This is a genomic window from Nostoc sp., assembly GCF_036917155.1.
GTDB lineage: Bacteria > Cyanobacteriota > Cyanobacteriia > Cyanobacteriales > Nostocaceae > Nostoc.
In genome coordinates this window covers 1-15,044 of record NZ_JBALDZ010000226.1, presented here as the reverse complement: position 1 = coordinate 15,044, position 15,044 = coordinate 1, and the positions used below count along the sequence as shown (strand labels likewise).

12 protein-coding genes and 1 pseudogene are annotated in these 15,044 nt (G+C 38.9%); 4 read left to right on the top strand and 9 right to left on the bottom strand.

Annotated elements, in window-relative coordinates; all coding sequences use genetic code 11:
* Window positions 1–245: 245 nt before the first annotated feature.
* The 3 genes from V7K67_RS30285 to V7K67_RS30275 form a co-directional block, all read right to left on the bottom strand.
* Entirely contained in the window at window positions 246–1,565 is a 1,320-nt protein-coding gene (locus V7K67_RS30285; protein WP_334730999.1) for an ABC transporter substrate-binding protein, read from the bottom strand.
* A gap of 53 nt (window positions 1,566–1,618) precedes the next feature.
* Window positions 1,619–2,764, bottom strand: coding sequence for a glycosyltransferase (locus tag V7K67_RS30280; protein WP_334731000.1), 1,146 nt, complete (start codon window positions 2,762–2,764; stop codon window positions 1,619–1,621).
* Between the two features lie 233 nt (window positions 2,765–2,997).
* On the bottom strand, window positions 2,998–3,657 hold the full coding sequence (locus V7K67_RS30275) for a glycosyltransferase family 2 protein (RefSeq protein WP_334731001.1): 660 nt from the start codon (window positions 3,655–3,657) through the stop codon (window positions 2,998–3,000).
* A gap of 612 nt (window positions 3,658–4,269) precedes the next feature.
* Here V7K67_RS30275 and V7K67_RS30270 point away from each other — a divergent pair.
* The 3 genes from V7K67_RS30270 (at window position 4,270) to V7K67_RS30260 (ending at window position 6,614) form a co-directional block, all read left to right on the top strand.
* Window positions 4,270–4,821: a class I SAM-dependent methyltransferase gene (locus V7K67_RS30270; protein WP_335169684.1), complete on the top strand. Its 552-nt coding sequence runs from the start codon at window positions 4,270–4,272 to the stop codon at window positions 4,819–4,821.
* A gap of 787 nt (window positions 4,822–5,608) precedes the next feature.
* Window positions 5,609–6,352, top strand: a complete 744-nt coding sequence (locus tag V7K67_RS30265; protein WP_335169682.1) for a class I SAM-dependent methyltransferase — start codon at window positions 5,609–5,611, stop codon at window positions 6,350–6,352.
* Between the two features lie 112 nt (window positions 6,353–6,464).
* Window positions 6,465–6,614: a hypothetical protein gene (locus tag V7K67_RS30260; RefSeq protein WP_334731005.1), complete on the top strand. Its 150-nt coding sequence runs from the start codon at window positions 6,465–6,467 to the stop codon at window positions 6,612–6,614.
* A 280-nt stretch (window positions 6,615–6,894) separates the two neighbouring features.
* Here the strand turns inward: V7K67_RS30260 and V7K67_RS30250 are convergent, their stop codons facing one another.
* The 5 genes from V7K67_RS30250 to V7K67_RS30230 all read right to left on the bottom strand — a co-directional run bounded on the left by V7K67_RS30250 (window position 6,895) and on the right by V7K67_RS30230 (window position 11,926).
* A complete protein-coding gene (locus V7K67_RS30250; RefSeq protein WP_334731006.1) occupies window positions 6,895–7,698 on the bottom strand; it encodes an FkbM family methyltransferase in 804 nt (267 codons plus the stop codon).
* Between the two features lie 141 nt (window positions 7,699–7,839).
* On the bottom strand, window positions 7,840–8,742 hold the full coding sequence (locus V7K67_RS30245) for a S66 peptidase family protein (RefSeq protein WP_334731007.1): 903 nt from the start codon (window positions 8,740–8,742) through the stop codon (window positions 7,840–7,842).
* A gap of 29 nt (window positions 8,743–8,771) precedes the next feature.
* On the bottom strand, window positions 8,772–10,238 hold the full coding sequence (gene dacB, locus V7K67_RS30240) for a D-alanyl-D-alanine carboxypeptidase/D-alanyl-D-alanine endopeptidase (RefSeq protein ID WP_334731008.1): 1,467 nt from the start codon (window positions 10,236–10,238) through the stop codon (window positions 8,772–8,774).
* 62 nt (window positions 10,239–10,300) lie between these two features.
* Window positions 10,301–10,777: a tellurite resistance TerB family protein gene (locus tag V7K67_RS30235; protein WP_335169679.1), complete on the bottom strand. Its 477-nt coding sequence runs from the start codon at window positions 10,775–10,777 to the stop codon at window positions 10,301–10,303.
* A 336-nt stretch (window positions 10,778–11,113) separates the two neighbouring features.
* Entirely contained in the window at window positions 11,114–11,926 is an 813-nt protein-coding gene (locus V7K67_RS30230) for an SDR family NAD(P)-dependent oxidoreductase (RefSeq protein ID WP_334731009.1), read from the bottom strand.
* A 207-nt stretch (window positions 11,927–12,133) separates the two neighbouring features.
* Between V7K67_RS30230 and V7K67_RS30225 the strand changes: the two genes are divergently transcribed.
* Window positions 12,134–13,108, top strand: coding sequence for a threo-3-hydroxy-L-aspartate ammonia-lyase (locus tag V7K67_RS30225; protein WP_335169676.1), 975 nt, complete (start codon window positions 12,134–12,136; stop codon window positions 13,106–13,108).
* Between the two features lie 184 nt (window positions 13,109–13,292).
* Here V7K67_RS30225 and V7K67_RS30220 read toward each other — a convergent pair.
* A pseudogene (locus V7K67_RS30220) lies at window positions 13,293–14,951 on the bottom strand (GAF domain-containing sensor histidine kinase); the annotation flags it as partial.
* Window positions 14,952–15,044: the final 93 nt, after the last annotated feature.

Sequence of the window (15,044 nt, the reverse complement as noted above, 5' to 3'; positions counted from 1 at the left end):
AGGATACCACCAGTTCCCCAATGCCTAGTCTCATTTTTGAAAAAAGTGAAGGTTCAAAACCTCGCCGTGAGCGAAAGAATCCTTGTTTACCAAGGTAGGTAGAAACCCCACCCCAAGTGTCTATCTGAATTTAATTTTGAATTTTGTTAGCGTAGCGTAAAGCCTTCGGCATGGCTTCGCTTAGAGCGAGTCTGCGTTCGCTTTTAGCGTCTCGTAGAGAGCGTCATTTTGAATTTTGAATTGATTCATTTGTCATCCCAAATCAGTTCTAAACGCTCTTGTGCTATTTTGAGGGCTTTTTCAGCAGACTCTCCTAGCAATGTCGCTTCTATCGCTCGACCAAGACTGTCAGAAATACGGCTATATCCAGCAATAATCGGTTGAGAACGTGCCACAGGTAGTTGGTCAAAAAACACTTTTAACATTGGTTTTTCGGTGATGAATTGCTGATAAGCTTTGCTTTGAGCCGATGTGAGGGTAACTGGCAAAAAACCCGTCCCTATACACCATTCGGTTTGGAATTCCTCGCTCAAAACATACTCTAAAAATTTGAGTGCTGCTTGCTCTCTTGCTGGTGTGGTCTTCATCACAAATAAATTTCCGGTACCTGTGACTGTAGCAGGTCTGACACTTGCTGGTATGGGTAATACCTGATGATCGACCTCAGATTTCATAATTAAAGTCCAAGGGCCTGTTATTTGCATCGCAACACGACCCGCAATAAAAGCGTCTTCTTCATAACCTCGTTCTGGGGCAGAAAGCAATACTGAACCATCTTTCATGAGGTCTTGCCAAAATTTTAAGGCCGCGATCGCACCCGCATTCGTTAAATTGGGGCGATTATTGATTACAATCTCTCCCTCAGCACCAAGTAAAAACGGGAACCAACTAAATACAGTCCATCCTCCTTTTCCTAAAGGCAGTAACATGCCATACTGTTCCGGGCGGCGATCGCCATTGCGGTCTATAGTTAATTTTTTGGCAACTTGTCTCAATTCATCCCAAGTCTTGGGTAATTCTGTAATTCCCGCAGCTTCAAAAAGTTTAGGGCGATAAAAAATCCCAATATTACTGGTGTGCATTGGCACTGACCAAATGTGACCATCTAGCTGCATTTCTTCCAACAGATTAGGTCTAATGTCTGACTTGAGAGGCGATTTGTCTAACCAATCTTCTAAAGGTCGAATTGCCCCTAATTCCACAAATTGACCTGTATATTCAGGATGGAATGCCAGCATATCTGGTGGCACATTGGCAACCACTGAGGTCAATATTTTTGGTAATTGAGGTTCACTCTCAAAGATAGATTGCACCTGAATATTAGGATGAGTCTGATTAAATTTATCTACTAGTTTTTGAAAAATATCTCGATTTGCAGGGGGATTAATAGCTTGCCATAGTGTCAGATGAATTACCCCATCTTCCTTTTGTCTTATCCCCTGACAACTAGATAAAAATATCAGACACAAACTTAGAATGATTCCTAAAATAAAAAACTGCCGAGCCGAATTTCTCAACGAATACCAAAAATCTCTAATTTTGGGAGCTAAAAAATTAGTATTCATACAAAGTCTTTAGATATAAAATTAGGTCAAATAGCATATTATTCAATTTATACTCATTCTGAAATAACTTGTTCTATCAAAACTTCTAATCTTTCAGCACAACTAGCCTCACTAAATAATTGTGCAATTTGCTCAGAGCGTTCAATCTTTTCATGAGGAGTTTTTACATGGTCAATAATGGCTGCTGCTAATGCTTCTACATTATTTGGTGGTATTATTGTCCCACATTTAAGTACTTCAGAAATCTCACGTGGACCAACTGGGCAATCAGTGGCAATAAATGTTACCTCACTAGCTACAGCTTCTACAAGAACCAGTGGTAAGCCTTCAAAATGGGAAGCAAGTATAACTGCTCTAGACAGTGAGAAATAAGCTCTAGGATTGAGAACAGAACCGGCAAACAGCACAATTTCATCAATATCTAAAAACTTTGCTAGAGCTTGTATCTCTGTCTCTAAATCACCTTCCCCTAACAAAATTAGCCGAATATTTAAGTGATTTTCACTAATTTTAGCAAATGCTTTGAGTAAGGTTTTATGGTCTTTTTGATGGTGAAATCTAGCAGCACATACAAAGGTAATCAACTGTGAATTGTTAAACCAAGATTTGGCTGTAGGATGAAGAGGTTGGTTACTAATATCATCTATAGCTGGATTATAGGATATCACAATTCGATGATGCTTTAACCCAATATTTGCGAATCTTTGATAGAGAGAATTGCAAACAAATATTAATCCACTAGCTTGCTGAAGCGCAAGCATATCGATTCTGCTAGCAAGACTGATAAATAAGTTTTGAATCAATGCGCTAATGGGGTTTGTTTTACGTTCAACCTGTGATTCAGAAATATAATCGCTTTGAATATAGCTAATGTAGGGAACAGAGAAACTGCCAGGAATGAATTTAGATAGATAAAAGAGTTTAGTAATAAATGCAGTATGACAAACAATAATATCCGGTTTTTGTTCAGCAATCACCCTGCTTAATTTTATTGCTACCCATATTTGGTGTATTATCCCCCCAATAATAAATAGAGTACCTGCAACTTTCATCACAATCACAGTTTTGGCAGCTTTAAAAGATACTATCCATTGTGACTCTAAAACAGTAAGCACCACAGTAGAGACTTCGTAGCCAGCTTTAGACTGAGAAGAAATTAGCGAATCAGCAACTTTTGGTGCTCCACCAATGTTATTCAAAACTATATGACAAATATGCATAGTTGCAGGTAGCGTTATACTGAGTGGATAGAGTCGAAGAAGAATTCAGTAGCGGAGCCGGAGACGTTTCCGTTAGCTCCGGTCAGAATCAAGACGCGACTTAAAAATACTCGCTATCCGCTAGTCTTACAGAATTCATTCTGTACATGGATAGCGGGGCGTTTAGCCCATTCTGACTCCTCAATTCTGTTCGATAAACCGAATTCAAGTTTTTAAGTTAATGAGCGCTGTTCCAAAACATCCTTGGTAATGCTCGTTTCTGCTCTTGTATAAACGTAGGTTTGCGGTTCTGTAACTTTTTGAGTTTTGAAAATTTTGTCTGCTCGTTTCCAAAAGTCTGTATCTTCTCCATAGGGAATATTATTAAATCCCTGCAATTCAAAAAATACTCGCCTCTTACCAAAAAATGTCGGGCCTAAAACACATTCGCGTAAATTAATTATTTGACCTGGTTGAAAATAATCGGCGACAAAAATCTCTTCTTCAGAAAAAAATCCTCCTTCTATCAAGTCAATTCCTGGATTAGCTTGCATGTATTTAAGTCGCGACTCTAGATGATTGGGTCTATATGTATCATCGCTGTCAATAAATGTAATGTATTTGCCAAAAGATGCTTGAACTCCGGCATTTTTAGAGTACCCTAATTTTTTATTTTTGTGTTTTAAATAACGTATATTATTAAATTTTTGCACATAGGGATTGACAATTTCAAAAGTATTATCTTGGCTACCATCATCAACTACCAACAGTTCCCAATCTTTAAAAGTTTGCTCAAGGACACTATTGATGCAAATATTCAAATATTTTTCTCGGTTGTAGGTACAAAGTATAACTGAAATTTCGGCACTGAAGTCAAAGATAATGGGACTCATAAGAGTTAGATGTTCAATTTGTAACTAGTTGAAAATTGTTCACACTGACAGTCGAGCATCACAACCAAATAATGATGCTATTTGTGATTTATTCACTAAGGGATAGCTACACCCGCCATTCGCGGAGCGTCTCGTAGAGAAGGCATCGCACAATACTTGCTGTACAGTAAAGGTAAGTAAATTTTACCGTGATTTACACTATACTGCTTGACTCCCTCAGGCAATTTTGCAGACTTTATAAAACACTACTTAAACATTATTGTCCTAAAGATGGCATTTCCCTTACTTTTCCTTTCGGGACTATAGCCTAGATTAGTGGGCATGTCTACACAATTACAAGTGCTTACCGGCCGATTAATCGCATTTGACAACCTATCGCTAAGATTGAAATTTGCTCTAGCTCTCTCAACTGTGCTACTATTACTGCCTGTTATCCATCTACAGTATTTATCAATGCAGCCATCAAATTTGGAAATTAATAGAAACTTCTGGAACTAGTATGCTAAACAGTGGAGTAAATATAATTTTCAAATTCCTAACGATCAAATTTCACAGCCTGAAAAAGATTCTTCCATAAGTTATTTAGGTGATGAATGGGGGACAGCAGAAGATGTGGAAGAAATTCTTAGTGAATATCTTTTCCCATTTCTAACTAAAAACAGCACAGTTGCAGAGATAGGTGTTGGTGGTGCTAGAATTGCAGCTAAAGTAGTTGAAAATGTCGAAAAACTATACTGTTTTGATGTAGCACCAGCAATGCTAGATAAGGCTAAAGAAAGGATTGGACACTATCCTCAGGTAGAGTTTCATTTAATGCAAAACTCTGAATTTGAAGCTGGATTGAGTGAAAGATTTGATTTCATATATTCTTTCGATGTTTTTGTACATTTTGATTTACCAACAATTTGGAAATATTTAAACAGTATTTATAAAATACTCAAAGAGGGTGGGAGAGCTTTTATTCATACCAGCAGTATAACCACACCAAATGGTTGGACAAGATTTTGCAGCAAAGCAGATAGTGAACAATTGTATTATCCAACTTCACCAGAAGCAATTAAGTGGCTCATAGAAAAAGCACAGATGACTGTGATTAAAGAGTCTATACCAGATGGAAACAACTTTTATCTGGGACGTGATTATTTAGTGGTGATACAGAAATAGCTCAACTTTTGATCGCAAATCGTGGGTTATGACCGAATACAATTATAACCATGCGATCGCCTCTATTTCTACCCTGTAAATGCTTCTAATTCTCGCAAAGCCCACTAGTACCGCAGGGTAAGCGCATCTCAAACCCTATTGACACGGTAGTTTTGGGGTTCACCCAAAGCACAAATAAGTTCAAAATTACTACACTGAGCCAAGGGGTGGGATTGACATTTTCGTATTTATGTGTCTGAAAACATAAAAAGCTATTTGACCCATGTTTTTTCAATCATTTACGACAATTCGTCCTATTTTGAACGAAAAATTGATATTTAGATAGACTTTCAAGCTTTTTGTCTGTATTAAGGGCTACAAAATTAGATGCGCTTACCCTGACTAGTACCGCAAGGCGGAATTCAAAATCCAAAATGAATACAGCGTAACCTGGATTTCTCACCAATGCTCAAAGCCTGTGCTTGTGCAGGGGAGCAGAGGAGAGTTCAATGTGCCTTGTTCTTTCCCCTCCGCCCATCTGCATTTCAAACTTGTGAGAAATGCGGGGTAAGCGTTTCGTGGATCGATAACAGGCAGTTTATTTACCACACTCAGCACTCTTCATGCTATGTTGTAGTAGGGGCAATTGCCTTTAATAAATCACCTAATTATAAGTTTTATGGGAGAATTGTTGTTTCCAAATTGCATCAGTTATTAAAATTTAGATTGTTGAAAAAAAGTAAGTAGAAAAGGTTTATTCAGTTTAAGATATAGAATATTGAGTTAATGATAATAGTTAATTAAATTCATGGTTAAGCATCCCGCTCCAGCTTTTTTAAGCGATTATTGGCAAAATTCATTTAACTTAAAACAGCATCTACAGGAATTTTTGCATTTAGATTCAGAAACACTAGAAAAAAAGTTAGCGACAGGACAAGAAGAAATGGCCGAGTTAGGCCATAAAGATTTTGATTGGGAAAAAGCAACAGACTTTTATCGCGAACAAGTGGGAGAGGTTTATTTATTTGAGTTGGGAGCTTGGCATCTAGAACAAAGTCAAAATATTGAAAACACGTTACATTTGATTGTAGATCATGCTCAAGGTCGGGTGTTAGATTTTGGTGGTGGGATTGGCACTCATGCACTTAATGCTGCCCTTTGTCCACAGGTTGAGCAAGTAATCTATTGCGATCTTAATCCTATTCATTATGATTTTGTGCGTTATCGAGCTGAACAGATGGGTTTGAGCCACAAAATGAGTTTTTACTTGGAAATGCCTGAAAATGAGACTTTTGATACTATCATTTCTTTTGATGTTTTAGAACATTTGTCAGACCCCACCCAACAGTTACTAAAGTTTCATCAAGCGCTGACACCTACTGGTAAAACAATCTTGAACTGGTATTTCTTTAAAGGCTTTAATCAAGATTACCCTTTTCACATTGATGATCCTCAAGTAGTAGAGACTTTCTACAGGACGATTCAGAGCAAATTCTTAGAAGTTTTTCACCCTTATTACTGTACCGCTCGTTGCTACCGGAAATGGGATTGAGTTTAAGAGGTTGTTTGAAAAGTCTAATAGACATCTCCGAAAATGAATGTAGAGACGTAGCACTGCTACGTCTCTACAAGGATTCTGGATAACGTATATTTAATTTCTGGAGATGTCTAATTTATCAAACAGAATTCAGGAGTCAGGAGTCAGAATTCAGTTGGGTATTCTGTATGACTGGCGGATACGCAGCGTTAGCGAGTCAGATGCTCAAGTGTTCGCTTTGCGCGTCGCTATCGAGCGTCTTGATTCTGACTCCTGAATTCTGATCTTGATTTAGACCCAATCCCTGTTTACAAAAAAGGTGAAAAACATACTTTCAGTGGCAAGCGAATAAAAAGGGCTTGGTACAAATCCAGCGATGGCAAGCTTCTCCATGCAGATATTAACGCCAGCTTGAACATCACAAGAAAGGTAGTCCCAGCGATATGCAGTCTAGGGATAGAGGGTATTGCAGTTTATCCATTCCGGGTAACACCGGGAAAAGTTGCTTGAGGATATTTGTCCATAAAGTTACTAACTGTCAGGATAAAATACTGTGTTCAAAGACTAACATGAGTATCGTACCAAGGTTCCTGGATTTTAAGCTTGTCTAGGAACATTTTCCCTATGGGAAACCGGTAAATAATCCCATTCACTCCAATTATTTTATAAGTCCAAAAAATGCCTTTGTAGACTTTGATTGCTTCACTCTCAGAAAGCCAATTACCTGGGGTTTCTTCACCAAAAAGTCCGCTAGCACCATATTCAAACTGATGTGGAATATATTGACCTTCTCGTGCTGGTGAAGGGCAGACTTGTTTAGGTACGTGCCCTTGATTGATGGCTTTGAATTTGTGATAACCAAGTTCTGTTAACAGCGCAAATTCTTCCAGCAGTTCTTTCCAAGAAGTCTTGGTTGATTCTATAGATAAGAACTGTGGTTTAGTATTAAACTGCCGTAATGCCTGTATGCATAATAAATCAGCACCTTCAATATCTACTTTGAGATAGTAGGGAATGCCAAACTCCTCCAAAATTCTTTCAAATCTGCGCCCTTCTACAGTTATCTCAATAGAAGGCGCATCAAAAGAGCTTTTGTTCCGAATAGCCCAATCTGGTGAAATTGTACCCCAAAAGCTTCTCTCCAAGTTGGCGTAAAACTTGACTGGCTCATCTTTCGCTGATATAGCAAGATTTAGGAGGGTAAGTTGACCCTTTTCTATATATAAATTTAGTCGCTTTTTTGTAGCTTCGTAAAGCTTAGGATGAGCCTCAATACCAACAACCCGAAAGCCTTTTTTTAAGTAAAACTCTGTATCTTCACCTGTGTGAACGCCGACATCAATTATTAAGTTTTTATCCATCAATCACGTTTTCCTTGAATAATCATACAAGCGTTCAAACATGTAATACTTTACACTATCTATAGTTTTTTATATAGAAATGCTACCAAAAGGAACTTTTGATATAGTAATTTTTTTTAATTCAGCGGATCTGATTTTAACTTAATGTGGATGCGCGATCGCTAATATTCCCGCATCTCCATCTAAAGTTACCTCTACACCCACCGGTAAGGCTGCATTGGGACTATCATGGCCAAAAGGTAAATCGGAGACAATGGGAATCCCCAAATCACCTAAGCGATCGCGCAATACTTCTTCTACACTAAAACTAGATATAGTTGGTGGCGCTTCACAGCGAGTAAAACCACCCAAAGCAATACCGCAGACTTTAGATAAAGCACCACTCAAGCGCCACTGTGTCAGCATCCTATCGATGCGATAAGGTGCTTCTGTAACATCTTCCAACGCCAGAATTACACCATCTAGATTTGGCAGGATTGGTGTACCCAAAAGGTGAGTAGCCACTGTGAGATTACCTGGTAATAAAGTGCCATTAACTACGCCACCACCCCAGCCGCAACCTTTAAGAGGGGTGAAAGAACTACTTTCTACCCAATCAAATAATCGCTCAATTGAACAATTTGGTTCATCTGGCAAAGTTGTCATTACCGGGCCGTGAACACCGGAAATACCTGCTATATAAAGGCTCCATAATAAAGCTGTGATATCAGAAAAGCCTATGAGCCATTTGGGAAGCCCTGAGGTTGACCAATTCCAATTTTCTAAAATGCGGGTGCTACCAAAACCGCCTCTGGCACAAAGGATACCACGACAATCAGGATCTTGCCATGCTGCCGCTAGCTGGTGACGACGGGTTTCATCTGTTCCCGCTAGATAACCCCATTTGTCATCTATCTGAAGACTGATTTCTAATTGATAACCGCGCGATCGCCAAATTTCTAGACTCCGTTCAAATGCCTCAAATTCTCGCAAAGCACCACTAGGGGCAATTACTCGTAGTAAGTCTCCAGGTTTCAAGGGCGGTGGTAAAATTTTGGCTGGCATGAAAAAATTTAAGAGTGAAAAGTATCATATTAACAATGATGCAATTGCGTTAACAACACAACAACTTCATCAATTGCCTGGCGTACAACTGTTGCAGACTGATCCGACTGATTCACGATAATACTAAAAACCAGCGGCTCATACTTTGGTGCATTTATATATCCAGATAGAGAAACTACACCATTTAACGTACCTGTTTTTGCTTGCACAATACCCTCAGCAGGTGTATCTTGAAAGCGACCCTTCAGAGTTCCACTTTTACCTGCTAAGGGTAAAGATGCGCGATATATAATATATGCTGCCGGTGTTTTTGCGATCGCCCGCAAAATTTGTACAAAAGCTTCTGGTGTCACTAAGTCGCGACGTGATAAACCCGAACCATCCACTAAAATATAATTTGCTGGATCAACTCCCAATTTAGTTAAACTGGCTTTGACAACCTCCAAACCGACATCAGCGCTAGTCTGATTTTTCACTCTGGATTTTTTCACAGCTAACGCTCTCAGCAGTGCTTCAGCATAAAGATTATTACTATTTTGAAGAGTTTCCATTAATAATTCAGATAAAGGTGGCGACTCTACGAATGCTATTTCCTCTTGATGAACACCACCACTAACTACTAATGTTTGTCCCAAAGTAATTTTTTCTGCTGCCAAAGCACTACGGAAGCGCCGTAAGAAGTAATAATTAGGATCAACTACAGGCAAATCTACTAAAGATGGTTCAGAATTCGTTGTCAGTTGTCCTTGAATTCGTAATGTTGTTCCTGATAATTCGCGGGTAACATTAACGTAGCTTGGTTGATTTTGGGCAGCGGTTACTGACTGATTAATTATCCGCCATTGTTTCGCTTCGCCAGGATCAATCCACACGACTTGCAAAGGTTTACCTACAGCCTGTGGTACAAGTTTTAAACTAAAAATATTTTGATTGAGAATAAAGCTGCTGACTGGTGTGCCATAGTCTGACTGCACATCTTCCCATTGCCAGGTGGGGTTAACAATATCCCCTTGAATATAACTATCATCAGCTATCAACCGCTGAATTTGGGTAATACCTTTCTGTTTTAGCTGCTGTGCTAATGCTTTTAGTTGAGTATCACTTAAGCTAGGATCTCCCCTACCGACAACACTTAAAACACCATTACCATTCTGATAAATAGAGGTGCGAATCCGAAAATTAGCACCTAATTCCTGCAATGCCGCTGCTGTTGTCAGCAATTTGAGATTAGACGCGGGAGTAAAATATTTCTGAGCATCTCGACTGTAAAGAGTTTGTTCGGTTGACAGGGGTTGTACCAAAATTCCCCAACGCACCCGACTAAATAAGGGACGATTGATTACAGCATCTATCGCTGTTCCCAATTGGGTAGAGCAAATTGATTTTGTGGTAGTTGCTGGTGCAACTGGGGTTTGTGCTTTAGCTGCTGGCTGGGTAACACCGATTTGAGTACCCAGAAACAGCAGCATCAAGCTAAGAGAAATGTTCCTAGTCATCAGATAGTTATTAAAACTACTTGATGATAATACCTTAGTTCGACGGGAGTAAATTAATACTCTTATTCATCTTCATCTTCATCTTCATCTTCGTCTTCGTCTTCCCCGAATACTCCGTCTATAAGTTCTTGTGCGCGTTCGTCTGAAATTTTTAATGCTTCCTGAAGCTCAGAGATATAATCTTGTTCACTTTCGGGTACTTCTTCATCAATCCCTACCACTAAGATAGCGGTGATGTATGCAGCTTCGCGATAACCTTTATTTGGCAAGGATTCGATGGATTGGGCGATTAAATCTTCTGGATCTTCTTCTTCAATCAAGCTGACGACTTTTTCGGTCAATTCTTCAAAGTCGTCGTCAGAATAATCATCAAATAAGCCAACCCGACTGAGAAATTCACTTAAAGCATATTCTTCGGTTGAAGAAATACCTTCACCATCGGCAGCTGCGGAAAAAAGTCCAATAACTGCGATCGCAACTTCTGGTTCTAGAGCAACTGAACTAACACTACGGCCTTTGGGCAATTTGCGTTGAGACATAATTATCCTCTAAAAGTTACGTGATATTTCAGGAAGTCATCCTTTGAGGTTTATAATGCTTCCTAAATTTAGGATTCCCAAAAAAATGCGGAAATATACATTGGGATAAATCTTTTTTTCATAAAAAATACGTAGAGAATATATTCCTCTACGTATAAAAACGGTTTAAAAAGGGACTGGGGATTAGGGACTGGGGACTAGGAAGAGTTTTCTTCTCGTGCGAACGCTGCGCGAACAAAACTTGGGTAGTCGTCTGAATCCCCGAACAATTTTCCCAGTCCCCAGTCCCGGAGCGCTAGGATTAAGAGACTTGCTGCGCCGATGCTCCCGATGGAACTACCGATTTTTTTTAAGTTCGTGCATACTTCTAACAACCTTTGTCACTAAATTTCTGGGTGTAAATCTGACACTTTCACTCAATATCTTATTTCTCATACCAGGAACGACAACGGTTTTATTTGTCATTAAGCTTTGATAACCAATTTTCGCGACGGTTGCTGTATCCATCATTCTCTTAACGTTAGCGATCTTGGAATTTTCCATTGCAGCAGTGTGTTGGAATTCCGATGCTGTTGGCCCTGGACAAAGAACAGTCACGCTGACACCAGTGCCCTCTAATTCATTAGCGATCGCTTCTGAAAATGATAAGACATAGGCTTTTGTAGCGAAATAAACTGCCATGAGAGGCCCTGGTTGAAAAGCAGCCGCAGAGGCCACATTTAATATTTTTCCATAGTTTTGCTCGACCATATCCTTCAGGAATAACTTAGTTAAATGAGTGAGGCTGACGATATTTACCTGTAGCATTTTCAGTTCAGTGTTGAGGTCTGTTTCGGTAAATGCTCCATAAGTACCAAAGCCAGCATTGTTAACTAGCACATCAATCTTGATGGATGCTTGCTGTAGTTCTGTAAAAATTTCTTCTGGGGATGTTGGTATAGATAAATCCTTGGCGAAAAGTTTGACAAAAATGCCAAACTTTTGGGGAAATTCATCTATAATTTCATTAAGTTTTTGTTCATTCTTATCCACTAACACAAGATTATAACTATGACGAGCAAAAATCTGGGTTAATTGATAACCTATTCCACTAGCCGCTCCGGTAATTAGAGCAGTTTTTTTTTGCCGAATTTCGGATGTTTTATTCATGTTGCCAAAATGAGTAAGGTGATAATTAATTTAAGCTTTATAAAACTAGCTACAGCAATATATAATGTTTGCTGCAACTAGTTTTATGAGGACAATAAATGATGCTATCCACCTAAAATTGAATATGCTTCGATCAAGCATATTCAGCGCAAATATAAAAATCTGTATCCATATCAACAAGAGCAAAAATATTTAATATCGTCGTCAATGCCACAGCATAATTTTGCTACTATAACTGACGTGCAAGCAGCACAAGAGCGAATTTTGGGGATTGCCCACCGCACACCGGTACTGACTTCTAGAATCGTTAACGATCGCACCCATAGCCAGGTGTTTTTTAAGTGCGAAAACTTTCAACGCACTGGATCATTTAAATTTAGAGGTGCATACAATGCCCTAGCCCAACTATCAATAGCACAAAAACAAACAGGCGTTATCACCTATTCATCAGGAAATCATGGCCAAGCGATCGCTTTAGCTGGACAATTACTAAATATTCCCACCACCATTGTCATGCCCGATGATGCACCCACTGTCAAACAAACTGCCACTTGTGGTTATGGTGCAGAGGTAATTTTGTACAATCGCCAAGAAACAAACCGAGAAGAATTAGCCCAAAATCTAGCACGCAATGGCTCTTTGACACTGATTCCCCCTTACGATCATCCGCACATTATCGCCGGACAAGGTACAGCTGCTTTAGAACTGATCCAAGAAGTTGGTGAGTTGGACTTACTATTAGTTTGTTGTGGTGGTGGCGGATTACTTTCAGGAAGTGCGATCGCAGCCAAAGCACTTTTACCCAATTGTAAAGTAATCGGTGTAGAACCAGCCCTTGCCGACGATGCTACTAGATCCTTTCACACCAAAACCCTACAAACTGTCAAAAATCCCAATACCATCGCCGATGGTGCGCGGACTCCTAGCCTTGGTCAAATTACTTTCCCCCTAGTGCTGCATTATGTCGATGATATGGTGACGGTATCAGAAGAAGCGATTCTTCACACCATGTTTTTCTTGTGGGAACGTCTGAAAATTGTCGTTGAACCGACTGGAGTCCTCGCCACCGCCGCCTTACTCGAAGGTGTGGTGACAGCACCAGAGGCGAAAATTGGTGTCATCATCAGCGGTGGAAATGTAGATTTGGCGCAAGTTGGTAAATTGTTTTCTGACGCAGACTGACCGAAAATTAACGTTTCTAACCCGCACAGGCGGGTTTTGCCTGTGTAGCCGCGACAGCTTAGTACAACACGGCGTAAATAAACCACCCATTTAAAATAGCCAGAAAGCTTACAAAATAAGCATTCTTTCTTTTTACTTTTGCCTTTTTACTTTTGCCTTCTTGTACTAGTCGCCTGGTACAAGACTAGATTACCCGCTTTTGCCAACAGGGAATTTGAATAATAAACTCTGCGCCCTGTCCAGGTTCAGAAATGCACTCTATTGTACCGTGATGTTTGTCTACTACGATTTGATAGGTGATTGATAATCCTAAGCCAGTACCTTGTCCCACAGGTTTAGTAGTGAAAAAAGGATCAAATATTCTTTCTCTGACACTATCACTCATCCCTACCCCATTATCCTTAATGGAAATGACGACTAAATCAGCGTTGACTGCTTGGGTACGAATTGCGATCGCGCTAGAATTACTCTTAATATCCTCTGCTTTTATTTCCTGATTTGACTTTTCTAAAGCATCAATCGCATTATTCAGAATATTCATAAATACCTGATTTAGCTGCCCAGCATAACATTCAATTTTTGGCAAATCACCGTAATTTTTGATAATCTCAATTGCAGGCTTACCTGGTTTAACTTGGAGACGGCTTTGCAAAATTAGTAAGGTACTCTCAATTCCCTCATGAATATTCACCGGTTTCATATCAGCCTCATCTAACCGAGAAAAATTACGCAATGTTAGCACAATTTCTCGAATGCGTTGTGTGCCAATTTTCATAGAAGATAAAGTTTTAGGCATATCTTCTTTAATAAAATCAACATCAATATTCTCTAAAAACTCTTCAATTTCTGGTGCTAAGTCGGGATAGATATTTTGATAAATATCAATTAAGCTAAGTAAATCTTGTGTGTAATTATCAATGTGAGCTAAGTTACCATGAATAAAACTTACAGGATTATTAATTTCATGAGCAATACCAGCAATCATTTGCCCCAAACTTGACATTTTTTCGGTTTGAATAAGCTGGCTTTGAGTTAGTTTTAATTCCCGCAGTGTATGCTTTAATCGCACATTATTTTCATTTAATTCCCTAGTTCTTTCTTGTATCTTCTCTTCTAAGTTAGCGTAGAATTGGGCATTTTCTAAGGAGATAGCTGCTTGTGAAGATAGCATCTTTAATACTTGTATTCTATCGGAAGTAAATGCTCCCACTGTTAAATTATTTTCTAAATAAAGTAATCCAACTAATTTGCCTTGATTAACGATAGAAATACATGTAAGTGATTTAATTTTATGACCAATAATATACGGATCTATTGTAAAATTTCCTTCATGGCTGGCATCAGATAAAACTACATCTTTTTTAGTCCTTGTAACATAATTAATCACAGAATTAGGTAATTGCTGACTATTTTCTACTGGAATTGATTGACCAACAATTAAATCATCTTTATCTACAGTTGCTTTAGCTTCAATAAATAACTTTCCTGCTTTATCTAGAAGCAAAATACCAGTCTGAGCGCCAGCATTCTCAATCACAATTGTCATTAATTTTTCTAGTAAGTTTTCCAATAAAATTACTTCTGACAAAGCTTGTGATGCTTTAATAACTGTGATTAAATCTAGCCCACTTGATTTTTCACTAGCAGTGGAAGTAGTAATCGTATTACTTGTAAATCCTACTTGAGATTGAGTGGAAACCTTAGTAATTAATTCTGGATATTTTAATTCCAAATCCTTAAATTTAGCACTCGCTCCCCAACGACGATAAGCATAGTGTGCCTTTGTCATATATAGCGACGCAAATTCATTTCTCCCTAGACTGAGATAAAATTCTGCCGCACATTAGACCCATCCGAAAACTCACAAGCCAATATTTACAAGGCTTTGAGACCATTCCTTGCAGATTCTGTTTCAACGAAGAAATCAGGGTTTGAT